Origin of the sequence: Coprococcus sp. AM100_B19A, assembly GCF_027662015.1 — a bacterium.
Classification (GTDB): Bacteria; Bacillota; Clostridia; order Lachnospirales; family Lachnospiraceae; genus Allocoprococcus; species Allocoprococcus comes.
Map to the genome: position 1 here is coordinate 289217 of NZ_JAQDKN010000002.1, position 22510 is coordinate 311726.

Below are 22510 nucleotides of genomic sequence, written 5' to 3' on the forward strand. Positions count from 1 at the left end.
AGACGATGCTGAAGATAAAACAATATGTGAAAGCAGAGAGTCTGGAGCAGGCGTATGAACTGAACCAGAAAAAGACGAACCGGATCGTCGGTGGAATGCTCTGGCTGAAAATGAGTACTGCGCAGATCCAGACTGCGATCGATCTGTCCGGACTCGGACTGGATCAGATTGAAGAGACGGAGGATGCATGGAAGATTGGATGTATGGTATCCCTTCGTGATCTGGAGTTACACGAAGGATTAAATGAATTGAGCTGCAATATGATCAGAGAAAGTGTGAGAAGTATTGTCGGTGTACAGTTCCGGAATCTTGCGACGATCGGCGGAAGTATTTTCGGACGGTTTGGATTTTCGGATGTACTGACCTGTTTCCTTGCACTGGATACAGAAGTAGAACTTTATAAAGGTGGGATCATTTCTCTGGAAGAGTTTGCAAAGATGGAGAGAGATAATGATATCCTTGTTCGTGTGATCGTAAAGAAAACACCGGGAAAGGGAAGCTATCAGTCACACCGTAATACCAAGACGGATTTTCCGGTACTGGCGGTTGCTGCTGACCGTTATGGAGATGAACTGAAGGTGGCAGTTGGGGCAAGACCGATGAAAGCAGTCTGTATTCACGTTCCGGCAGAACAGCTGGATGCGTGCACAGATCTGAAAAAATTTGCAAAAGAGCTTGCAGCCCAGGTGCCGATGGGAAGCAATATGCGTGGAAGTGCAGCGTATCGTACCCATCTTGCAGAGGTTCTGATCCGCAGAGCATTAGAGAGAATCACAAACGGAGGTGAAAAGAATGCAGATTAGTCTGACATTGAATGGAAAAAAGATTACAGAAGAGATCGCAGCTGATCTGCTTCTGATCGATTTCGTGAGAAATCATGGATGTTACAGCGTAAAGCGCGGCTGTGAGACTTCCAACTGTGGACTTTGTACCGTATTTTTAGATGAGAAGCCGGTACTTTCCTGTTCCGTGCTTGCTGCAAGAGCAGACGGGCACAAGGTAGATACGTTGGAAGGACTGCAGGAGGAAGCAGAAGAATTTGGCTCTTTTATCGCAGGACAGGGGGCGGAGCAGTGCGGATTCTGTAATCCGGGTATGATCATGAATGCAATCGCACTTTTCCGCGAGAATCCGGATCCAAGTGATGACGAGATCCGGGAATACCTTGCGGGGAATCTCTGCCGCTGTTCAGGCTACGAGGGACAGCTCAGAGGAATCCATGATTTTCTGGAGTACAAAAGAAAAGGAGGAGCCAGATGAAAGCAGTAGGAGTACCATTTGTAAAAAAAGATGCGAAAGCACTGGTGACTGGAAAGCCGGTATATACAAATGATCTGGCACCAAAGGATTGTCTGATCGTTAAGCTTCTAAGAAGTCCGCATGCCAATGCGATGATCCAGGAGATCAAGACAGATGTGGCAATGCGTGTGTCGGGAATTGAAGCAATCTATACCTGGAAGGATGTACCGCAGCAGCGTTTTACAATTGCAGGACAGACCTGGCCGGAGCCTAGTCCGTATGACCGGTTGATCCTGGACCAGCATGTTCGCTTTGTAGGAGATCCGGTAGCGATCATTGCCGGAGAAAATGAAGCCTGCGTAGAACGTGCAATGAAGATGATCAAGGTCAAATACGAGGTCCTTCCGGCAGTATTAGATCCTGAGGAAGCGCTGGATGGTCCAATTCTGGTGCATCCGGAGGACAGCTGGAAGGCATTGTGCCCGGTAGGAGCAGATAACAAGCGGAATCTTTGTGCACAGGCAGAAGATGGACATGGGGATGTAGAGAAAGTTCTTGCAGAATGCGATGTTGTTGTAGAACATACATATCATGTCAAAGCGGCACAGCAGGCAATGATGGAACCATTTCAGACGGTCTGCTTTATGGATATGTATGGAAGACTGAATGTGATGAGTTCTACGCAGATCGTTTACCATGTGCGCCGTATTGTTTCCAATGCACTTGGCATACCAAAATCCAAGATCCGTGCGTTTAAACCGAGGATCGGTGGTGGATTTGGGGCAAAACAGACGGCGGTAAGTGAGGTTTATCCGGCGTTTGTAACCTGGAAAACCGGAAAGCCATCGAAAATTGTATTTACAAGAGAGGAATCCCAGATTGCATCCTCACCGCGTCATGATATGGCGGTGACGGTTCGCATGGGAGCAGATAAAGAGGGAAATATCCGGGCAATTGATCTGTATACACTTTCTAACACAGGAGCATACGGGGAACATGGACCGACAACGGTCGGACTTTCCGGACATAAGGCGATTCCGCTTTATGGTTCATTAGATGCATACCGGTTCCGTTACGATGTGGTCTATACCAACCGGATGGCAGCAGGAGCTTATCGTGGATATGGAGCGACACAGGGAATCTTTGCGGTTGAGACATCTGTTAACGAACTGGCAGAAAAACTTGGCATGGATCCGATGGAGATCCGTATGAAGAATATGGTCAAAGAAGGACAGTTCATGCCGGCATATTATGGGGAGACAGCGAATAGCTGTGCACTTGATAAATGCCTTGCGAGAGTAAAAGAAATGTCCGGATGGGATGAAAAGTATCCAAGAAAAGTTATGCCGGATGGCAAAATCCGCAGCGTCGGAGTAGCACTTGCCATGCAGGGATCCTGCATTTCCAATGTAGATGTCGGATCTGCAACGATCAAACTGGGCGAGGATGGTGTCTACAATATGTCAATCGCGGCAGCGGACATGGGAACTGGGTGTGATACGATTCTTGCACAGATGGCAGCAGAATGTCTGGACTGTGATCTGGATGATATTGCAGTATCCGGAGCAGATACCGATACTTCGCCGTATGATTCAGGCTCTTATGCATCAAGTACGACTTATGTGACCGGTATGGCGGTGACAAGAGCCGGTGAGGAACTGAAAAAGCGGATCGTCAGACAGGCAGCGAAGATGCTGAAATGTGAAGTGGATGAGGTTGATTTCGATGGACACATTGCAAGAAGCGATAAGACCGGAGAAGAGGTGACACTTGCGGCAATCGGAGCAGGGGCAATGTGCGGAAGTGATATTGCGCTTCAGGTAACAGAAAGCCACAGTTCGCCGGTATCTCCGCCGCCTTATATGGCAGGCGCTGTTGAAATCGAATTGGATCCGGAGACAGGACATGTCGAGATCCTGGATTACTATGCAGTGGTTGACTGCGGAACTGTTATTAACCCGAATCTTGCGAGGGTGCAGGCGGAAGGCGGAATCGTGCAAGGAATCGGCATGACTCTTTATGAGAATATTCAGTACACGGAAAAAGGACAGCTTCTGAACAATTCATTTATGCAGTACAAGATTCCGACCCGAATGGATATGGGAAATCTGCATGTGGAATTTGAGAGCAGCTATGAGCCGACCGGACCGTTTGGTGCAAAATCGATTGGCGAAATCGTCATCAATACACCGGCTCCGGCATTGACGCATGCAATCGCAAATGCAACAGGTCTGTGGTTCCGTGAACTTCCGATTACAAGTGAACAGATAGCAATGGGAATTATGGAAAATGAAAATTAAACTGATTTATCTGGCGGCTGGAAACAGCCGCCGTTTTAACAGTCAAAGGATGCAAAATACAGAACCGCCACAATCAGAAACAGAGAACAAACTGCTTTATCTGTTGGATGAAAAGCCGATGTTCCGCTATTTATTCGACCGTCTGGTAAAAGTCTGTCAAAGGCATCCGGAATGGGAAATGATTGTGGTAACACAGTATCCAGAGATTGAGCATCAGGTAAAAGCACTTCAGGAAAACGAGCAACAAGGTGAACGTTTCCCGGTAAAAACAGTGATTTCAAAAGACAGCTATAAAGGAGCAGCCTATTCGGTAAAAGCAGGGATCCGTGCGGCAGGAGATGCTGATGCCTATGCATTTTTTGTGGCGGATCAGCCTTATTTTACAGAAGAAAGCGTGGAAGGATTCCTGGAAAAGATGGAGCGGGAGGCAAAAGTTGTACCGGGATGTGTGACCTGGAATGGACAGGAAGGCAATCCGGTCTGGTTTCCGGCAAAGTACGGGAAAGAACTTCTGGAACTGGAAGGAGATGCCGGAGGAAGAAAGGTGTTCCGCAGATACCGGGAAAAAGCAGTATTTTACGAGGTGAGCCTGGAAAAAGAGCTGGAAGATATAGATTATATGCCGGAAATAGAAAAAATGCGGATAACAGAAGGAGGCACAGAGAAAACTTTCCATGTATATGTCATCGAAAATGGAAAGCTTCAAAGGAAAGAGTCGCTGCTTATGGCACTTGGACTTACGGAGCAGATGGTACCGAGAATTGCTGCCGTGGGTGCGGGAGGTAAGACTTCTCTTTTGAAACAGCTGCTTGCTGAATACCAAGAGAAGGGTGCCCTCCCGGTTTTGGTGACTACAACCCATATGAAAAAAGAGACTGCCCCTTATTTTGTAATGGAGGATTCTATCGGAAAAATTCTGGAAGTGCATAAAAGAGAAGGCATGGTGATCGCCGGTCTGGATGCAGGAAGAGGCAGGATCAAAAGCCTTTCTGTACCGGTAATGGAAAAGATCTGGGAGCTTCCTGCGCCGGTTCTTGTGGAAGCGGATGGTGCACGGATGCTTCCGGCGAAAGTGCCGGGGGAGAAAGAACCGGTTATTCCAAAGCAGATCCAGATAGTCCTTTCTGTATATGGACTCGATGCCATCGGACAAAGGATAAAAGACTGCTGTTTCCGGCCTGAGCTTGTGGCACAGGTACTTGGAAAAGCAGTGGAAGAGGTTCTGACGGAGGAGGATCTGGCAGGGCTGGCTGTTTCGGCAAAAGGCGGGAAAAAGAATGTCCTGCCGGAAATGGATTTCTATATTGTGCTAAACAAAGCAGATGATGAAAAACGTCTGAAAATGGCAGAGAGAATCGCCTTAAGAGTAGAACGGGATTCTGGTGAAAAAGTACGGATTACATCGTTTCGTTAATATTTTGGAAAAATAAAGCAATTATGTGTTGAAAAATGGAACATTGCTGAATTGTCATTGAAAACCATTCGTGCTATCATAGATACGATAGCTTTGACAACGAAAGTTGTAAGTGGGTAGAGAAGGAGGCAAAAAAGTGAGTACGAAGAATAGTAATACTTCACAGGAACTATTTAACCTTAACGGAAAACCATCCTTTGGTCAGGCACTTCCGCTGGCATTCCAGCATGTAGTGGCGATGATCATTGGCTGTGTTGCACCGGCGATCATTCTTGCCGGTGTGTCCGGACTTTCAGAATCAGACACGGTTGTCCTGATTCAGGCATCTCTTGCAATGTCAGCGATTTCGACATTCATCCAGCTTTTTCCGTTTATCAAATTTAAGTCTTATCAGATAGGAGCCGGGCTTCCGGTTATTATGGGAATCAGCTTTGCGTATGTGCCGATCATGCAGTCAATTGCACAGGATGCAGATGTTGGAACAATACTTGGTGCACAGATCGTGGGCGGTATTGTTGCGATTATTGTAGGAATATTTATCAAGCAGATCCGTCATCTTTTCCCGCCGCTGGTTACGGGAACGGTTGTATTTGCAATCGGACTTTCGCTGTATCCGACCGCAGTCAATTATATGGCAGGTGGAGCAGGAAGTGCGGATTATGGTTCATGGCAGAACTGGCTTGTTGCGATCATCACACTGGCAGTCGTAACAGGACTGAATCATTTTGGAAAGGGCTTTTTAAAGCTTTCATCCGTTCTGATTGGAATCATAGTTGGATATGTAGTTGCGCTTGGCTTTGGAATGGTGGATTTTTCTTCCGTATTAACGGCAAAATGGGTACAGTTCCCACAGCCGATGCATTTCGGAATTAAATTCGAGCCATCCTCATGTGTTGCGATTGCGGTATTGTTTGCAATCAGCTCTATTCAGGCAATCGGAGACTTTTCAGCAACAACGACCGGAGGAATGGACCGTATGCCGACAGATGAGGAATTAAGCGGTGGTATCATTGGTTATGGAGTCAGCAATATTGTCTGCGCATTTTTTAGTGGACTCCCGACAGCGACCTACAGTCAGAATGTCGGAATCGTAAGTTCTACGAAAGTAGTGGCAAAGAGAGTGTTTGGAATTGCAGCGATGATCATGCTGGTTGCAGGAATCATGCCAAAGATCGCATACATTCTTCTGACTATTCCGTCATGTGTGCTTGGAGGCGCAACAATCTCTGTATTTGCAATGATTTCCATGACGGGTATCAAACTGATCAATAATTCAAAGATGAATTATAGAAATACATCCATCGTAGGACTTGCCATCGCACTCGGAATGGGTGTGACACAGGCAAATGCAGCACTTGCACAGCTTCCTGCATGGGTAACAACCATTTTCGGTAAATCACCGGTTGCACTGTCTACTCTGGTTGCAGTGTTCCTGAATCTGGTTTTACCAAAGGAGAAAGAAGAGTAAATGAAGATCCTGATAAGAGGAGCCGGGGATCTTGCCACGGGAATTGCGGCAGAGCTGTGGGAAAGAGGACATCAGATCCTGATGACGGATGTTGCCATCCCACTCGCCGTAAGACGCGAGGTGGCATTTTCAAGAGCGGTATACGAAGAACATGCAGTGGTAGAAGGAATGGAAGCAGTTCTTGCCGAAAGTTTTGAAGAAGCAGAAGCAATTATGGCAACGCGGAAAATTGCTGTCATGGTGGATGAAAAAGCAGAAGTGCGGAAAGAATATCTGCCGGATGTACTGGTTGACGGGATCATGGCAAAAAAGAATCTTGGGACCCGGATCAGTGACGCTCCTCTTGTTATCGGTATCGGACCGGGCTTTACGGCAGCCGGAGACTGCCATTTTGTGATTGAAACGCAAAGAGGTGAGCATCTGGGCGAGGTGATCCGCGAGGGAAGTGCAATCCCCAACACCGGAATTCCGGGAAATATTGGCGGCTATACGGTGGAACGCCTTTTAAAGGCATCCGCAGACGGAATCATGCATCCGGTCGCGAGAATTGGTGATGTGGTGAAAAAAGGGCAGATTGTTGCAAGGTGCGGAGATGAACCTGTCTATGCGAGGCTCCACGGGATTGTCCGTGGGATGCTCCAGGAAGGTGTACCGGTCAAAAAAGGATTGAAGATCGGAGATGTGGATGCAAGGATAGAGGAAAAACTTTGTTATACGATTTCGGATAAAGCACGAAAGATCGGAAACGGAGTTGCGGAAGCAATCGATCTTGTCTATAAAACAAAATAAAAAGTTGTCTGGACAACTTATTTATCCATCCTTTTTATGGTAAAATATAAAAAGGTTTGGGCAGAATACCTGCCGCAGTGACGGCAGGTATTTTTATGCCATAATCCATATAAAGTGAGGAACAAAAAATGAAACTGGTAAGAACAGAAGATGCAGTGGGGCAGGTGCTGTGCCATGACATTACACAGATCATTCCGGGAGTTGTAAAGGATGCTGTTTTCCGGAAGGGACATATTGTCACCGAAGAAGACATTCCGGTACTTTTATCTGTGGGAAAAGAGAATCTTTATATCTGGGAAAAACAGGAAGGTATGCTTCATGAAAATGAGGCGGCTGAGATCTTGCGTCAGATCTGTCAGGGTGAGCATATGCATCCTTCCGGGGTGAAGGAAGGAAAGATCGAACTGATCGCCGACTGTGAAGGGGTATTGAAGATCAATACCGAAAAGCTGAATGCGGTGAACAGTCTTGGTGAGATGATGATTGCATCCAGACATGGAAATTTTCCGGTGAAAACCGGAGATAAGATTGCAGGAACAAGGATCATTCCGCTTGTGATCGAAGAAGAAAAGATGCAGAAGGCCTGTGAAGTGGCAGGAAAAGAACCGATTTTCCGGATTCTTCCGTACCAGAAGAAAAAAGCGGGAATCGTAACGACGGGAAGCGAAGTGTATTATCACCGGATCGAGGATAAATTTACTCCGGTTGTGATCGAAAAACTGAAAGAATGTGGCGTTACAGAGGTGAAGCAGATCCAGTGCAACGATGATCATGAGATGATCACAGAAGCAATCCAGACTCTGATCGAGGATGGTTCTGACCTGATCGTCTGTACCGGTGGAATGAGTGTAGATCCGGATGACAGGACTCCTCTTGCGATCAAAAATGCCTGTACGGAAGTGGTGACTTATGGGGCACCGGTTCTTCCGGGAGCCATGTTTATGCTTGCTTATTGTGAAAAAGAAGGCAGACAGATTCCGGTCATGGGTCTTCCGGGATGCGTGATGTATGCAAAACGGACGATTTTTGATCTGGTTCTTCCGAGGATTATGTGTGATGAAAAGCTACATGAAAAAGATTTCCGGCTTCTTGGACAGGGAGGACTTTGTCTGTCCTGTCCGGTGTGTACTTTTCCAAACTGTGGATTTGGAAAAGGAGGATATTAAAATCATGAGAAAGAATAACTTATTTAAGAAAACAGTGGCAGCAGGTCTGGTTCTGCTGATGACAGCATCACTTGCTGCATGTGACGGTAAAAAGACCGACACAAAAACAGAAGACAAAAAGACAGAAACAAAGGCTGACAAAGAAGAGGATGTAGAGCTTCAGGTATTTATCGCAGCCAGCCTGAATACGGCAATGACAGATATTGCAGAGCGTTATGAAAAAGAGCATCCGAATGTGAAGATCGTCTACAATGCAGACAGTTCAGGAACTCTGCTGACACAGATCGAAGAAGGATATGAGTGTGATCTGTTCTTCTCTGCAGCACAGAAACAGATGGATCAGCTTGAGGCTGACGGACTGGTAGTAGAAGGAACCCGCCATAATGTAGTGAACAATCAGGTAGTTGTTATCACATTAAAGGACAGTGATACAGCAGTAACCGGGCTTGAAAACTTAAATGAGGCAAAGAGCATTGCACTTGCAGGCGGAAGTGTACCAGTTGGAAAATACACCCGTCAGGCGTTGATGAATCTCGGAATTCTGGACAAAGTAGACGATGCGTCTACCATCACAACAGAACAGGTTTCTGAAGCTCTTGGTGGAGCAGAAATCAGTGAGCAGGCAAATGTAAGCAAGGTGCTGATCGCCGTTACAGAGGGTGCATGCGAAGTTGGAACAACTTATTATTCTGATACATACGGATATGAGGATCAGATCAAGATCCTTCAGACAGTAAGCTATGATCTGACAGGTAACGTGATTTATCCGATCTGCCGTGTAGAAAATAAAGAGGCAGATGATGCAAAGAAAAAAGCAGCCGATGATTTCCTTGCATATGTAACATCCGATGACGCAAAGAAGATCTTTGACAGCTACTATTTCGATACAAACGTAGAGTAAAAGAGGAACGATATGGAAGAAATAAGACAGATCCTTGCAGGACTTGACTGGAGTCCGCTTTTCATTTCAATCAAAACAGGAATCGCAGCAACGATCGTGTCATTCTTCCTGGGAATATGGGCAGCAAGAAAGGTGTTGAAAGCGAAGGCGGGTCTCAGGGCTGTGCTGGATGGGATTCTGACACTGCCGCTGGTGCTTCCGCCGACGGTTGCAGGATTTTTCCTGCTGCTCATTTTCAGTACGAGAAGAACCGTTGGATCGTATCTTTATACGACATTTGATATCAAGATTGTACAGTCCTGGGCAGGATGCGTGATCGCGGCAACTGTGATTGCATTTCCACTGATGTACCGGAATGCAAGAGCAGCATTTGAACAGGTGGATGTGAACCTGATCTATGCGGCGCAGACGCTCGGTATGACGGAGTGGAAGATTTTCTGGAGGGTGATCATGCCGGCGGCAGGTCCTGGAGTTGCATCCGGTACAATTCTTGCATTTGCAAGAGCGCTTGGAGAATACGGTGCGACCTCCATGCTTGCGGGCAATATTCCAGGAAAGACGGCAACCATTTCCCAGAGGATTGCAATGGTCATCCAGGACGGTGATTATCAGACGGCAGGCGTGTGGGTCGGAATTGTAATCCTGATCGCATTCGGAATAGTAGTACTTATGAATCTGGCATTTGGAAAGGGAATGAAACATACAAAGCAATGGTAGAACTAGAGATAAAAAAACAGTATGAAAAATTCAGGCTGGATGTTGCCTTTAAAAGTGAAAAAAAGCGAATCGGAATCCTGGGCGCTTCCGGATGTGGGAAAAGCCTGACCTTGAAAAGTATTGCCGGGATCGAAAGACCGGAAAAAGGGCGGATCGTGATTGACGGAGTTACCCTTTTTGATGCCGGAAAAAAGATTTTTCTGAAGCCACAAAAAAGGAAAGTCGGTTATCTTTTTCAGAATTATGCGTTGTTTCCGAACATGACCGTGGAGCAGAATATCGGGATTGGATTTACCGGAAACAAAGAAGATAAGCAGAAAATGGTAGAACAGCTGATCCATCATTTCCAGCTGGACGGACTGGAAAAGCTTTATCCGTCAAAGCTTTCCGGCGGACAGCAGCAGAGAACGGCACTGGCACGGATTATGGCATATGAACCGGACGTGATCCTTCTGGATGAACCATTTTCGGCACTGGATGCGTATCTTCGGGAGCGGATGCTGACCGAGCTGATGGAAATGCTGAGTGATTATGAAGGTACGGTGATCATGGTGTCCCACAGCAGGGATGAAATCTACAGCTTCAGTGAAGAGGTTCTGGTAATTGAAGATGGACATGGAATCCGCCTGGGTCCGGTAAAAGAAGTATTTAATGCACCGCGCTATAAGACAGCGGCAAGACTTACCGGATGTAAAAATATTGCAGATGTTTGCCGGATGGATGCGCAGACGGTGTATGTGAAAGACTGGGATGTGCAGCTGACTTTTAAAAGACGCACTGTGTCGGAGAATGTGAAGGCGATCGGGATCCGAGCTCATGATCTGATTCCGGTGTATGGAACGATATCCGGTGCTATGCTGAAAGTTAAAGAATGGAAAAGTGTGGATTATCCATTTGAACGAAAATATTTTATCCGATGCGAGTCGGGATGTGAGGATTTCTGCTGGTTTGTCCAAAGAGAGATTTCTGCCACTCTGGAAGAAAAAGGAATGCCGGATGCACTCGCATTTCCGGAAGAAAAAGTGCTGTTCCTTGAAGGATAGCGTGACAGATGCTATAATGGACAAATAAGAAAACGGGCAGAAGGTGGCAGCATAAATGCAGAAAGAACAAGACAGGGAAGCGATTTACCGGAGCATTTTCTTCTGTGATATGGATCGGAAGAAGGCGGATGAGATCATTGACCGGTTAGGCGGCAGAACCGTAACCTATGACAAGGGCGAAATCATCATAAGAGAAAGAGAAAAACTGAACAATATCGGAATCCTGCTTGACGGGGGGCTCTGTAAAGTGCAGTATTACCGGGATGGAACCGAACAACTGGTCCAGAAGCTGGTCAGCTCGTTTGTTGTGGGAGTGGAGATTGCGGTCAGTGAAAAAAAGACGAGTCCTTATGATATTTATGCATCGGAACAGGCGCACATTTTCTGGTTCCCTGTACGGGCGATGGAAGAAGAGGGTGTTCTGGATCTACGTGAGAGGATTGAGTTTTACAAGAAGACGGTTCATTTCCTTGCAAATGAAGATATCCACAAGTGCAGGAAAATCGAACTGCTGTCAATCAGAGGAATCCGGGAAAGAATCGAGCGGTATCTGAGAGTTCAGCAAAGCCGCCACAAAAGCAGTGCATTTGATATTGAATTTAACAGAGAACAGATGGCGAATTATCTGGGAATCAACCGGAGTGTGCTGTCACATGAGTTGAAAAAAATGGAAAAAGAGGGGATTTTGAAGGTCAGAAAGAATCATTTTGAGCTGACTGATAAAGAATAAAACAGAATTTCTGCTGAAAATATCGAAAAGTGGTTGGTTTTTATCAGAATATAGTTTATAATGAAAAAAGGATTAGGCGGCAAGGAGGTTCTTTATGGCATCGTCAAAAAATTATACAGAAGTTTTGATAGGCGGCAAAGTATTCACCCTGAGCGGATTTGAAAGTGAAGATTATCTGCAGAAGGTATCCACTTATCTGAACCATAAAATCGAGGAATGTACAAGCAGCGATGGATATCGCAAGCAGAGTGCGGAAGCCAGAAGTGTGCTTCTTGCTTTAAATATAGCAGATGATTATTTTAAAGCCAAGAAACAGGGCGGCGCATTAGAAAGCGACATCGAGGCAAAAGACAAAGAGATGTACGATTTAAAGCATGAACTGATCTCAGTACAGATCAAGTATGAGAATGCTGAAAAAGCACTGGATAAACTCAAGGCAGAGAATCAGGAGCTTCAGATGAAGATCGTACAGCTTGAAACAGAAATGAAAAATCACCGTACAAAATAGACTGTCCTGAGGCAGTCTATTTTTGATACTCCGGTATACAAAGAGAAATGTCTGCAACACAGGGGCTTTGTATACAGGTTATTTAAAGATAGAGGAGTTATATGAAAGACAGAGTTGAAATCCTTGCACCGGCAGGGAGTATGGAGTGCCTGAAAGCGGCAATTGCAGCAGGAGCTGATGCGGTATATACAGGGGGAGCCCTTTTCGGGGCACGTGCTTATGCACATAACCTGACGGAGGAAGAACTTTTAGAGGCAATTGATTATGTGCATTTGCATGGAAGAAGACTGTATCTGACCGTGAATACACTGATCAAAGACCGTGAGATGGAAAAACAGATGTATGATTATCTGCTCCCTTATTACCGGCAGGGGCTGGATGCGGTGATCGTGCAGGATATTGGACTGTTCCGTTTTATCCGGAAGCATTTTCCAGATCTTCCGATCCACGCAAGTACCCAGATGACGCTTACGGGAGTGGATGGGGCGAAGTTTCTGGAAAAGGAAGGTGCACAGCGGATTGTTACATCCAGAGAACTGAGTATGGCAGAGGTGAAGAAGATTGCCGATGAGACAGAGCTCGAGATTGAAAGCTTTGTACATGGTGCACTCTGCTATTGCTATTCCGGTCAGTGCCTGTTCAGCAGCTTTATCGGTGGCAGAAGTGGCAACCGTGGACAGTGCGCACAGCCGTGCAGACTGCTTTACCAGACACCGGAAGCAAAGAAACCACAGTATCTGCTGAGTCTCAAGGATATCTGCACACTGGAACTGATCCCGGAGATGATCGAGAGCGGGATTTATTCCTTCAAAATTGAAGGACGGATGAAGAAGCCGGAGTATGCGGCAGCAGTCGCTTTCCAGTACCGGAAATATGCCGATCTTTATCTGAAATATTATGAAGAATGTCCGGCAGGAGAGGATCCGGCAGCGTATGCGATGAAGAAATACCGTGTCTGCGAGGAGGACCGGCAGATGCTGTTGGATCTCTACAACCGTGGCGGTTTCCATACGGGTTATTATCATACACAGAATGGACGGGAGATGGTTTCTTTAAACCGTCCGAACCATGCAGGAGTGCCGGCAGTAAAGGTACTTGCTAAAAAAGGCAGAACTGTGACTGCAAAAGCAATGACAGACCTGTCTCCGCAGGATATTATTGAGCTCCCGATGCGCAGAGGCAGGGAAAAAGCAGATAATTATACCTGTAAGGATGCAGTCAGAAAAGGAATGAATGTGCAGATCCCGGTATTTGCAGATACCCCGTTCAAGAGGGATGAAATCTGGATGCGTACAAGAAACAGCACATTGATTGACACGCTGCGTGAAGAATTTGTAAATGGAAAAATAAAAGAACGGATCTGCGGAACTTTCCGGTTGTATCCGCAGGAAGCGGCAACGCTTACAGTGAAGTGCCGGGATGCCGAGATTACGGTTACCGGTGAAAAAGCACAGGAAGCACTGAGCCAGCCGATGAGCAGAGAGCGAATTGAAAAGCAGCTGCGCAAGACGGGAAATACGGAATTTGAATTTTCTTTTTTAAAGGCTGAGATCGGAGAGAAAGTATTTCTTCCGATGCAGAGCCTGAATGAACTTCGAAGGGAAGCACTGGAGACACTGGAAAAAGTGATCTGTGAGAAATACAGAAGAAGTGGTGAAGTGAAAGAACCGGAAGAAAATAAGACAGAGCTTTCAATGGAGGAAGAGGTAATTTCCGGATGGACGGCATCGGTAAGAACCGCAGAACAGATGGAAGTGATCCTGGAAGAAGAAGCAATCGGAAGAATCTATGTGGATTGTACCATGTTCCCTCGCATCTGGGAGAAGGACAGCTATGTGGAGTGGATTACAAAAGTACATGCAGCAGGGAAAGAAATTTATCTGGTCATGCCTTATATTTTCCGGGAAAGAACCCGAAAACAGTATGAAGCTGCATATAACCGGATATTCGGAGCCGGATGGGACGGCATTCTGATCGCAAATTATGAAAGTTTTGCGTTTCTGAAAGAGCATGGTTATACCGGAAGGATTATGACCGATTACAATCTGTATGAATTTAATCAGGAAAGCAGGAAATTCTGGAAGGAAAAGGGAGTTTTTGAATTTACAGCGCCCGTGGAACTGACAGAAAGAGAACTCCAGGATCTCCGGGTAAAGGATGGAGAAGTGATCGTATATGGTTATCTTCCGATGATGGTATCTGCAGGATGTATTCAGAAAACGACCAGAGGATGTCAGAAAAAATCCGGACAGATGACAATAACTGACAGATATCGTAATTCATTTGTGGTAAAAAATGAATGTGATTACTGTTATAATATCCTTTACAATTATGTACCATTATATCTGGGAGACCGGATGGAAGAGGTATATCAGATCGGTCCTGGGCGGATCCGACTGATGTTTACTACTGAAAGGCAGCAGGAGGTAAGGCAGATTTTAAGTGCGTATTTTGAAGGAAAAGAACTTCCGGAGGGAACGTACACCAGGGGACACTGGAAAAGAGGAATAAAGTAGGTGGAATTTTGGTCAATATAATTGTAGAGCTGTCAAAATATCTGATGATAGCCCTGATGCTGGTCTATACATTTGAATGTTTTGCAGTATTTAATTACGCAGATGAGTATACACAGAGAAGTATTTTCAGAAAGCAGAATGTGCTGATGTTTCTGCTTCATATGATTGCATTTCTGGTGATGTATCTGCAGAAAAATGAAACAAAAATGATCGGATTTTACGGGATGCAGGTGGTACTGTTTCTGGCAGTTATTTTGCTGTATACAAAAATTTACCCGCGGGTGTCGCGGCTGGTTATAAACAATATGTGTATGCTGATGGCAATCGGTTTTATTATGATCACCAGACTTTCGTATTCGCTTGCGGTAAAGCAGTTTATCATTGTCAGTGCATCCGTAGCGATAAGTCTTGTGATCCCGGTCATCATCCGGAAGGTAAAAGCTCTGTCAGAATGGAAAATATTCTATGCAATTGCAGGTGTTGTAATGCTTGGGGTCGTTATCATTGTAGGACGTGTGACTGGAGGAGCGATGCTGAATGTTGCAATCGGAGGTTTTACCCTTCAGCCATCTGAGCTTGTGAAAATCATTTTTGTATTTTTCGTTGCGGCGAGTCTGAAGAATGACACTTCATTTAAGAATATTGTGATCACAACGGCAGTGGCAGCAATGCATGTACTGATCCTGGTTGTGTCAAAAGACCTTGGTGCGGCGCTGATCATCTTTGCTGTATATCTGGTGATGCTTTATGTGGCAAGCAGACAACCACTTTATGTACTTGCCGGACTGATTGCAGGAAGTGGGGCATCAGTTGTGGCATATAAGTTATTTAACCACGTCCGTGTGCGTGTACTGGTATGGAAGAATCCATTTGCCGTTTACAATGAAGGTGGTTATCAGGTGGCACAATCCTTGATGGCGATCGGTACAGGAAGCTGGTTTGGAATGGGACTTTTTCAAGGGGCGGCAGATCAGATACCTGTTGCAGAGTCAGATTTCATTTTTTCAGCAATTGCGGAGGAAATGGGACTGATTTTTGCACTTTGTCTGATCCTGGTATGTGTCAGTGTTTATATGATGTTTCTGAATATTGCGATGCAGCTTCGGGACAGCTTTTATAAACTGGTGGCACTGGGACTTGGAACCTGTTATATTTTTCAGACATTTCTGACGATCGGAGGTGTGACAAAGTTCATTCCGTCTACCGGAGTGACACTTCCGCTGGTAAGCTACGGTGGAACCTCCGTTCTCAGTACGATCATTATGTTTGCGATCATTCAGGGACTGTATGTATTAAGAGAGGACGAGGAAGAAGACATTGAAAGAAAAAAATTACAGAGAAGACGAACTTCCAGATCTGGATCAGCAGCTGGAGAGCCTGCCAGACGAGAGCGGGTATCACGACCAAAAGAAGAAGGCAGAAGGAAAAAGCCGCAGCAGACGAACGGATGGCGAACCGAAGAAAAAGGCCGAACGCAGCAGCCTAAAAAACGGACAGCGGCGTCCGAAAGAAGCACAGGCAGAAAGAAGCGGAGCCAGTAAGAAAAAAGAGAAGCAGATGACCAATAAAGAACTGACGAGAGTTACTTATATTTTTGTAACACTGTTTTTGGTACTGATGGGATATCTGGTTTATTTTAATGTGGTAAAAAGTAAAGAGGTTGTCAACAGCACGTACAATATCCGTCAGGATCTTCTTGCGGACCGTGTGCTGCGTGGCAGTATTACAGATAAAAATGGAGAAGTGCTTGCACAGACTGTGACAAATGACGATGGATCGGAAACACGGGAATATCCGGAGGGAGAAGTGTTTTCACATGTTGTCGGATATGCCGCAAAAGGAAAATCCGGACTGGAATCCTCACAGAATTTCAATCTTCTGACTTCAAATGCCTTTTTCCTGGAAAAGCTGGCGAATGAATTTAAAGACCAGAAGAATACGGGAGATACGGTGGTCACAACCTTGGATGCGAACCTGCAGAATGCAGCATATAATGCACTGGGAGATAACAAAGGTGCAGTTGTCGTGATGGAGCCAAGTACAGGGAAGATTCTGGCAATGGTATCGAAGCCGTCATTTGATCCGAATAATGTTTCGGAAAACTGGGATGCATTGAACAATGACGAGAACAGTTCGCTTCTTAACAGGGCTACACTTGGACAGTATACACCGGGGTCGACATTCAAGCTGGTGACAACACTTGCTTTTATGCGGCAGAATCCAGATTATAATAATTATTCGTTTGAATGTAATGGAGAATTTTCACAGAATGGGGCGACGATCCACTGTTATAACAGCACTGCTCATGGGGAAGAGAATCTGACGGATTCGGTTGCAAATTCCTGCAATTCTTCGTTTTCAAATATCGGGCTGCAGCTGGATAAGGCAGAATGGAGAAAGACTGCCAAACAGATGCTGTTTAACAGCAAGCTTCCGGGTGATGTGAAATATAATGAAAGCAGTTTCCGCCTGAAAACAGATGCAGGAGATGCAGATACGATGATGACTGCAATTGGTCAGGGAGAGACACAGGTCAGTCCGTACCATATGGCGATGATCGTTTCGGCGATCGCAAATGGTGGAAAGCTGATGAAGCCGTATCTGGTGGACAAGATTACAAATTATGCAGGCACAACGGTGAAGAAATATATGCCGGAAAGCTACAAAGAGCTTATGACATCATCTGAAGCTGCACAGCTTACGGAATACATGAAGGCGGTTGTGGATTATGGTACCGGAGCTGCGCTTTCAGGTGCGTCTTATACAGTGGCAGGGAAAACCGGAACTGCCGAGGTCAGTGAAGATGGAAATACAGTACATTCCTGGTTTGTCGGATTTTCCAATGTGGATAATCCGGAGCTGGCGATCAGCGTTTGTGTCGAGGATGCAGATACAGCGACCATTACTGGTGTCAGTGTCGCAAAGCAGGTGTTTGATTCTTACTATAATAATTAAAGGTCGGGGAGACAGCGCACATGAGGTTTTACAAAAATCTTTATGTCAGTGAGAGCATGGCAAAAAAGAAAGAAAAAGTGATTGCAAAACTGAATAAAAAAAAATATCCGTTGAAAACTTATGTGATCGCACTGATCGAAGAAGGGGAAAATCAGCTGGAATTTTATTCGACGTTGATGTTCCGCCAGGGAAGTGTGATCGATGATGATATTTTCGCAGTTGGTCTTGCAAGCGGATATGATGATGCGCTGTATCTGGTAGAAGAGATCGCAAAGGAAGTTTATGAAAAAACAGGGGATCTGGATATCCGGTCCTACATCAGAGAGCGGGAGAGGGAAGAAGCATGATTCTACATATCATTGGATTGATTTTGAAGATTATCGGGATTCTTCTTCTGGTGATTCTTGGAATCCTGCTACTTGTGATCGGTGTCCTTCTCTTTGTACCGCTGAGGTATGAACTGCGTGCCGAGTTTCCGGGAAAGCTGGAAGATGCAGAGGGGAATCTTAAGATTTCATGGCTGCTTCATCTGATTGCAGGAAGAGTGGAGTATCGGAACGGTGATGTGAAATGGCAGGGGCGGATTGCCTGGAAGAAGTTGGGAGATGTTCTGGAAGCGGAAGATAAACCGACGAGAAAGAAGGAGAAAAAGCCGGATGGCGGAAAAAAAGCCGGTGCGGAGAATGCCAGTGAGAGAACGGCAGAAAGAAATGATGCGGCAGATGTAAAGAAGCCGCAGACGCTGCCGGAAAAGAGAGCCGAAAGCGGAACGTATGCAAAGCCAGAGCATGCGGACGTGAAAGATGAGAAGTCCAAAACAGAAACACAGGGAAGTCCTGACACGAAGGTGAAAACATTTTCAGAAAAAAAAGAAGAGAATGCTACACCGGAAAAGGAAAGTGAATCCAGAGAAAAAAAGGATGTTCATGACGAGAGAGGATCCGGAAAGGCTCACAAAACTCCACGAAAGCGGAAGAAACCAGTCAAAGCATTTGGAAAACTGATCCGGAAGCTCAGTCAGAAGCTTCGGGAAATCCTGGAAAAGATCAAATGTACATGGAAGAATTTATGTGATAAAATAAAAAATATCGCAGATAAAAAAGATAAAATTCTGGAGTTCCTGGAACAGGAAAATCATAAAGCAGCTTTTGCACGTGGCAAAAAGGAACTGGTCTGGGTGAAGCATTTTCTGAAGCCGAAAAAGCTTCGCGTAAAACTGCATTTCGGTTTTGAAGATCCTTACCATACCGGACAGGTACTGGCACTTTGTGGAATGTTTTATGCATTTATCGGAGAAAATATGGATCTGGAACCGGATTTTGAAAAGCGGGTACTGGAAGGTTCCGTTTATGTAAAAGGAAGACTAAGAACAGTTCATATGGCAGTATTTGCAGCAAAGATGCTGCTGGATAAGAATATTCGCAGCACTTATCATGATATCAGGGAGTTTAAATGGTAAAGCATTCGATAGAAAATAACAGGAGGAATCGAAAAAATGGCAGTAGATAATCAGTTTAAAGAGACAGTAGATGCATTGTTTAAAGGGATGAACGGCGTGGTATCATCCAAAACCGTTGTAGGAGATGCGATCCACATCGGAGATACGATCATTCTTCCGCTTGTTGATGTATCTTTTGCAATCGGGGCAGGGGCATTTCATGCGGACAAAAAGGACAGAGGAGCCGGCGGACTTGGCGGCAAGATGATTCCAAGTGCAGTGCTTGTGATCCAGAACGGAACAACCAGACTGGTCAACATCAAGAATCAGGATACCATGACCAAGATCCTGGATATGGTCCCGGATGTGATTGACCGTTTTAAATCCCCATCTGAGGATAAAATGACCGAAGAGGATGTGGCAGATCTGTTAAATGAAGCAGATTCTCCGGAAAATCAGGAATAGACGTAGGTTTCTGGCATATATTTATTGTAAAAGAGGAAAAAGCAGGAACGAAGATGAAACGGGTATTTGGTTTTGCACTGTTTTTTGTGGCACTTGGTATGGTGATCATGATGTTTATTCCGAGCATATTTATCGGAATTCTGATCGTTCTGCTGTGCCTCCTTGTCGGATATCAGCTTTTTTGCTGCTGATTTTGAAAAAATATGAGAACCTGTAGGGGAAACCCTGAAAAAAGCCTTGCGTATGCAGGGCTTTTGTGATACAATGCTAGCGTTGCAAAAAAACACGTGTGTGGTTTATCCCGGTGGTGCCAAAGCTGACAAGCATGGTTCGCGGACATAAGCACACGGAAGTAAAAAACCAATGGAGGAAAGAAACATGAGCGTTATTTCAATGAAACAACTTTTAGAAGCAGGTGTTCATTTCGGACATCAGACAAGAAGATGGAACCCTAAGATGGCAGAGTACATCTACACAGAGAGAAATGGTATCTACATCATCGACCTTCAGAAATCTGTAGGAAAAGTAGATGAAGCTTACCAGGCAGTATCTGACATCGCAGCAGAAGGTGGAAAGATCCTTTTCGTAGGAACAAAGAAACAGGCTCAGGATGCAATCAAGACAGAAGCAGAACGTTGCGGAATGTACTATGTTAATGAAAGATGGCTTGGAGGAATGCTTACAAACTTCAAGACAATCCAGAGCAGAATCGCTCGTCTGAAAGAAATCGAAGCTATGTCAGAAGACGGAACATTCGATGTACTGCCGAAGAAAGAAGTTATCGAAATCAAGAAAGAATGGGAAAAGCTTGAAAAGAACCTTGGCGGAATCAAAGAAATGAAGAGAATCCCGGATGCTATCTTTGTAGTAGATCCTAAGAAAGAAAGAATCTGTGTTCAGGAAGCTCACACACTCGGAATCCCGCTGATCGGTATTGCTGATACAAACTGTGATCCGGAAGAACTTGATTATGTAATTCCAGGAAATGATGATGCTATCAGAGCTGTAAAACTTATCGTATCTAAGATGGCTGATGCTGTAATCGAAGCAAACCAGGGCGAAGCAGAAGAAGTTTACGAAGGCGAAGACGTAGAAACAGCTGAAGAAACAACAGAAGAATAATTCGAACAATCCAAAAGATCATATTGAAAGATGGAGGAAAAAATCATGGCAATCACAGCAAGCATGGTAAAAGAATTAAGAGAAATGACAGGCGCTGGTATGATGGACTGCAAAAAAGCTCTGAACGAATCTAACGGAGATATGGATGCAGCAATCGAATACCTCAGAAAGAACGGCGAAGCTAAGGCTGTTAAGAAAGCCGGACGTATCGCAGCTGAAGGTATTGTTATGGCAGACGTTAAAGAAGATAAGACAGCAGCTATCGTAGAAGTTAACTCTGAGACAGACTTCGTTGCTAAGAACGCTGATTTCCAGGCATTCGTAAAAGCAGTTGTTAATCAGGCACTTACTACAAAAGCTACAGATATGGAAGGATTCATGGCTGAAGCTTGGAACGAAGATGCTTCTAAGACAGTTAACGATGCACTTACAGAAAAGATTTCTGTAATCGGAGAAAAGCTCAGCATCAGAAGATTCGAAAAGATCGTTACAGATGGCTGTGTAGTATCTTATATCCACGGTGGCGGACGTATCGGTGTTCTTGTAGAAGCTGATACAGCAGTTGTTAACGATGCTGTTAAAGAAGCTCTGAAAAACGTAGCTATGCAGGTAGCAGCTTTAAATGCTAAGTATGTAAGCCAGGCAGATGTAGATGCTGATTACATCGCACATGAGAAAGAAATTCTTCTTGCTCAGATTATGAACGACCCGAAAGAATCTCAGAAACCGGAAAAGGTTATCCAGGGAATGATTTCCGGACGTATCAACAAAGAGATGAAGGAAATCTGTCTGTTAGATCAGGTATATGTAAAAGCTGAAGATGGAAAACAGTCTGTAGCTAAATACCTTGACGAAGTTGGAAAAGCTAACGGAACAACTATCACTCTGAAGAAATTCGTTCGTTTCGAGACAGGTGAAGGTCTTGAAAAGAAAAATGAAGATTTCGCAGCTGAAGTTGCAGCTCAGATGAACGCATAATCTTACAGTTCGCATAAGAATTTGAACCGTATTATTATCATGTAAATCAACGAAAAACCTTGAATTTCCTATGAAAATGGGATGATTCAAGGTTTTTTTGCGTATTGGGGAATAAATTTTGACTTATCGTAAATTATCGCTATTTATGCATGGAATTGGGTAAAAGTTGGGGAGTGAGTTGGGGAATTTCAATTCCCCAACTGTCGTATGAAACTTCGCCTCATTCTTCTGAAATAAGTAGGCGAAGATTGCCTGTTTTATTTTGTTGGGGAGTAGTGTAATTACCCAATATTTACCCAACTTTTAACGTATGATAGCGTAAGATTCCCCAACTTTTCATAAACTATCGTGGAAATATTTTCCGATTAATGAAAAGAGAAATTGAGATTATAATAGAGAAAAGTTAGATGGTGAGGTATATTATAGAATACTTTGTTTCCTAGCATGAGAAAGTCACAAAACAGGTGGTATAATTAAAAATGAAGAGCAAAAAGGCAGAATTGTGATATATTATATACGTTGAAAAAGTGTTTAATAAATTTGGAATCGTTGACTAAAGAATAACGAGGTAAAAGTATGGAAAAAGATGTTATATCAGAAGCTGATGATACAATAGTTATTGATGTTCCAGAGCAAAAGGAATATGTAATATCGATAGCAAATAATAGCTATAAGATAAAACCAATTTTTTCGATTTATGTTTATGAACAGTTAATAGAAGATATAAATGAGGAAAATTGGAAAAATAAAATTGCAAAAAT

22 protein-coding genes are annotated in these 22510 nt (G+C 44.6%); all 22 read left to right on the forward strand.

The genetic code is table 11. From position 1 onward, the window contains the following. Positions 1-5: 5 nt before the first annotated feature. Entirely contained in the window at positions 6-803 is a 798-nt protein-coding gene (locus tag PGQ33_RS03570) for an FAD binding domain-containing protein (RefSeq protein ID WP_117834124.1), read from the forward strand. Further along, positions 793-1260: a (2Fe-2S)-binding protein gene (locus PGQ33_RS03575; RefSeq protein WP_008375171.1), complete on the forward strand. Its 468-nt coding sequence runs from the start codon at positions 793-795 to the stop codon at positions 1258-1260. The genes PGQ33_RS03570 and PGQ33_RS03575 overlap by 11 nt, the downstream gene beginning before the upstream one ends. Next, positions 1257-3539 (forward strand): xanthine dehydrogenase family protein molybdopterin-binding subunit, encoded by a 2283-nt coding sequence (locus PGQ33_RS03580; RefSeq protein ID WP_270205266.1) that lies wholly within the window; start codon positions 1257-1259, stop codon positions 3537-3539. The genes PGQ33_RS03575 and PGQ33_RS03580 overlap by 4 nt, the downstream gene beginning before the upstream one ends. Continuing rightward, positions 3529-4953: a selenium cofactor biosynthesis protein YqeC gene (yqeC, locus tag PGQ33_RS03585; RefSeq protein ID WP_270205267.1), complete on the forward strand. Its 1425-nt coding sequence runs from the start codon at positions 3529-3531 to the stop codon at positions 4951-4953. The genes PGQ33_RS03580 and yqeC overlap by 11 nt, the downstream gene beginning before the upstream one ends. A 136-nt stretch (positions 4954-5089) precedes the next feature. Continuing rightward, complete coding sequence (locus PGQ33_RS03590; protein ID WP_055155574.1) at positions 5090-6421, forward strand: uracil-xanthine permease family protein; 1332 nt, start codon at positions 5090-5092, stop codon at positions 6419-6421. Continuing rightward, complete coding sequence (gene yqeB / locus PGQ33_RS03595; protein WP_330663225.1) at positions 6422-7210, forward strand: selenium-dependent molybdenum cofactor biosynthesis protein YqeB; 789 nt, start codon at positions 6422-6424, stop codon at positions 7208-7210. It abuts the gene before it with no gap. A 128-nt stretch (positions 7211-7338) separates the two neighbouring features. Continuing rightward, on the forward strand, positions 7339-8376 hold the full coding sequence (locus PGQ33_RS03600; RefSeq protein WP_117834130.1) for a molybdopterin-binding protein: 1038 nt from the start codon (positions 7339-7341) through the stop codon (positions 8374-8376). 4 nt (positions 8377-8380) lie between these two features. Beyond that, a complete protein-coding gene (gene modA / locus PGQ33_RS03605; protein ID WP_055247201.1) occupies positions 8381-9277 on the forward strand; it encodes a molybdate ABC transporter substrate-binding protein in 897 nt (298 codons plus the stop codon). A gap of 12 nt (positions 9278-9289) precedes the next feature. Then, complete coding sequence (gene modB / locus PGQ33_RS03610; RefSeq protein ID WP_270205268.1) at positions 9290-9994, forward strand: molybdate ABC transporter permease subunit; 705 nt, start codon at positions 9290-9292, stop codon at positions 9992-9994. Further along, positions 9988-11037 carry a sulfate/molybdate ABC transporter ATP-binding protein gene (locus PGQ33_RS03615; protein WP_270205269.1) on the forward strand — a complete coding sequence of 350 codons (1050 nt, stop codon included), beginning with the start codon at positions 9988-9990 and terminating at the stop codon, positions 11035-11037. Before modB ends, PGQ33_RS03615 begins: the two co-directional genes overlap by 7 nt. Before the next feature lie 55 nt (positions 11038-11092). Next, complete coding sequence (locus PGQ33_RS03620) at positions 11093-11767, forward strand: Crp/Fnr family transcriptional regulator (protein WP_270205270.1); 675 nt, start codon at positions 11093-11095, stop codon at positions 11765-11767. 94 nt (positions 11768-11861) lie between these two features. Continuing rightward, positions 11862-12275, forward strand: a complete 414-nt coding sequence (gene zapA / locus PGQ33_RS03625) for a cell division protein ZapA (RefSeq protein ID WP_008375194.1) — start codon at positions 11862-11864, stop codon at positions 12273-12275. A 101-nt stretch (positions 12276-12376) separates the two neighbouring features. Then, positions 12377-14791 carry a U32 family peptidase gene (locus PGQ33_RS03630; RefSeq protein ID WP_270205271.1) on the forward strand — a complete coding sequence of 805 codons (2415 nt, stop codon included), beginning with the start codon at positions 12377-12379 and terminating at the stop codon, positions 14789-14791. An 8-nt stretch (positions 14792-14799) separates the two neighbouring features. Then, complete coding sequence (locus PGQ33_RS03635) at positions 14800-16332, forward strand: FtsW/RodA/SpoVE family cell cycle protein (RefSeq protein ID WP_270205272.1); 1533 nt, start codon at positions 14800-14802, stop codon at positions 16330-16332. 76 nt (positions 16333-16408) lie between these two features. Beyond that, on the forward strand, positions 16409-17746 hold the full coding sequence (locus PGQ33_RS03640) for a peptidoglycan D,D-transpeptidase FtsI family protein (RefSeq protein WP_270205284.1): 1338 nt from the start codon (positions 16409-16411) through the stop codon (positions 17744-17746). Between the two features lie 20 nt (positions 17747-17766). Beyond that, positions 17767-18093 (forward strand): hypothetical protein, encoded by a 327-nt coding sequence (locus PGQ33_RS03645; RefSeq protein ID WP_270205273.1) that lies wholly within the window; start codon positions 17767-17769, stop codon positions 18091-18093. After that, a complete protein-coding gene (locus tag PGQ33_RS03650; RefSeq protein WP_195250243.1) occupies positions 18090-19205 on the forward strand; it encodes a DUF2953 domain-containing protein in 1116 nt (371 codons plus the stop codon). Before PGQ33_RS03645 ends, PGQ33_RS03650 begins: the two co-directional genes overlap by 4 nt. Before the next feature lie 36 nt (positions 19206-19241). Beyond that, positions 19242-19649, forward strand: a complete 408-nt coding sequence (locus PGQ33_RS03655) for a GerW family sporulation protein (protein WP_055155563.1) — start codon at positions 19242-19244, stop codon at positions 19647-19649. 53 nt (positions 19650-19702) lie between these two features. Further along, positions 19703-19840 carry a hypothetical protein gene (locus PGQ33_RS03660; protein ID WP_008375213.1) on the forward strand — a complete coding sequence of 46 codons (138 nt, stop codon included), beginning with the start codon at positions 19703-19705 and terminating at the stop codon, positions 19838-19840. A gap of 187 nt (positions 19841-20027) precedes the next feature. Further along, a complete protein-coding gene (rpsB, locus tag PGQ33_RS03665) occupies positions 20028-20771 on the forward strand; it encodes a 30S ribosomal protein S2 (RefSeq protein WP_044999249.1) in 744 nt (247 codons plus the stop codon). 45 nt (positions 20772-20816) lie between these two features. Then, positions 20817-21749, forward strand: a complete 933-nt coding sequence (gene tsf, locus PGQ33_RS03670) for a translation elongation factor Ts (RefSeq protein WP_044999250.1) — start codon at positions 20817-20819, stop codon at positions 21747-21749. Positions 21750-22325: 576 nt separating this feature from the next. Beyond that, the coding region (locus tag PGQ33_RS03675) for a hypothetical protein (RefSeq protein WP_270205274.1) at positions 22326-22510 on the forward strand (185 nt) is incomplete at its 3' end.

What these genes read in the sequence shown, in the direction of transcription:
- PGQ33_RS03570 (WP_117834124.1), top strand. Translation starts at nt 6, where the DNA reads ATGCTGAAGATAAAACAATATGTGAAAGCAGAGAGTCTGGAGCAGGCG.
- PGQ33_RS03575 (WP_008375171.1), top strand. Translation starts at nt 793, where the DNA reads ATGCAGATTAGTCTGACATTGAATGGAAAAAAGATTACAGAAGAGATC.
- PGQ33_RS03580 (WP_270205266.1), top strand. Translation starts at nt 1,257, where the DNA reads ATGAAAGCAGTAGGAGTACCATTTGTAAAAAAAGATGCGAAAGCACTG.
- yqeC (WP_270205267.1), top strand. Translation starts at nt 3,529, where the DNA reads ATGAAAATTAAACTGATTTATCTGGCGGCTGGAAACAGCCGCCGTTTT.
- yqeB (WP_330663225.1), top strand. Translation starts at nt 6,422, where the DNA reads ATGAAGATCCTGATAAGAGGAGCCGGGGATCTTGCCACGGGAATTGCG.
- PGQ33_RS03600 (WP_117834130.1), top strand. Translation starts at nt 7,339, where the DNA reads ATGAAACTGGTAAGAACAGAAGATGCAGTGGGGCAGGTGCTGTGCCAT.
- modA (WP_055247201.1), top strand. Translation starts at nt 8,381, where the DNA reads ATGAGAAAGAATAACTTATTTAAGAAAACAGTGGCAGCAGGTCTGGTT.
- modB (WP_270205268.1), top strand. Translation starts at nt 9,290, where the DNA reads ATGGAAGAAATAAGACAGATCCTTGCAGGACTTGACTGGAGTCCGCTT.
- PGQ33_RS03615 (WP_270205269.1), top strand. Translation starts at nt 9,988, where the DNA reads ATGGTAGAACTAGAGATAAAAAAACAGTATGAAAAATTCAGGCTGGAT.
- PGQ33_RS03620 (WP_270205270.1), top strand. Translation starts at nt 11,093, where the DNA reads ATGCAGAAAGAACAAGACAGGGAAGCGATTTACCGGAGCATTTTCTTC.
- zapA (WP_008375194.1), top strand. Translation starts at nt 11,862, where the DNA reads ATGGCATCGTCAAAAAATTATACAGAAGTTTTGATAGGCGGCAAAGTA.
- PGQ33_RS03630 (WP_270205271.1), top strand. Translation starts at nt 12,377, where the DNA reads ATGAAAGACAGAGTTGAAATCCTTGCACCGGCAGGGAGTATGGAGTGC.
- PGQ33_RS03640 (WP_270205284.1), top strand. Translation starts at nt 16,409, where the DNA reads ATGGGATATCTGGTTTATTTTAATGTGGTAAAAAGTAAAGAGGTTGTC.
- PGQ33_RS03645 (WP_270205273.1), top strand. Translation starts at nt 17,767, where the DNA reads ATGAGGTTTTACAAAAATCTTTATGTCAGTGAGAGCATGGCAAAAAAG.
- PGQ33_RS03650 (WP_195250243.1), top strand. Translation starts at nt 18,090, where the DNA reads ATGATTCTACATATCATTGGATTGATTTTGAAGATTATCGGGATTCTT.
- PGQ33_RS03655 (WP_055155563.1), top strand. Translation starts at nt 19,242, where the DNA reads ATGGCAGTAGATAATCAGTTTAAAGAGACAGTAGATGCATTGTTTAAA.
- PGQ33_RS03660 (WP_008375213.1), top strand. Translation starts at nt 19,703, where the DNA reads ATGAAACGGGTATTTGGTTTTGCACTGTTTTTTGTGGCACTTGGTATG.
- rpsB (WP_044999249.1), top strand. Translation starts at nt 20,028, where the DNA reads ATGAGCGTTATTTCAATGAAACAACTTTTAGAAGCAGGTGTTCATTTC.
- tsf (WP_044999250.1), top strand. Translation starts at nt 20,817, where the DNA reads ATGGCAATCACAGCAAGCATGGTAAAAGAATTAAGAGAAATGACAGGC.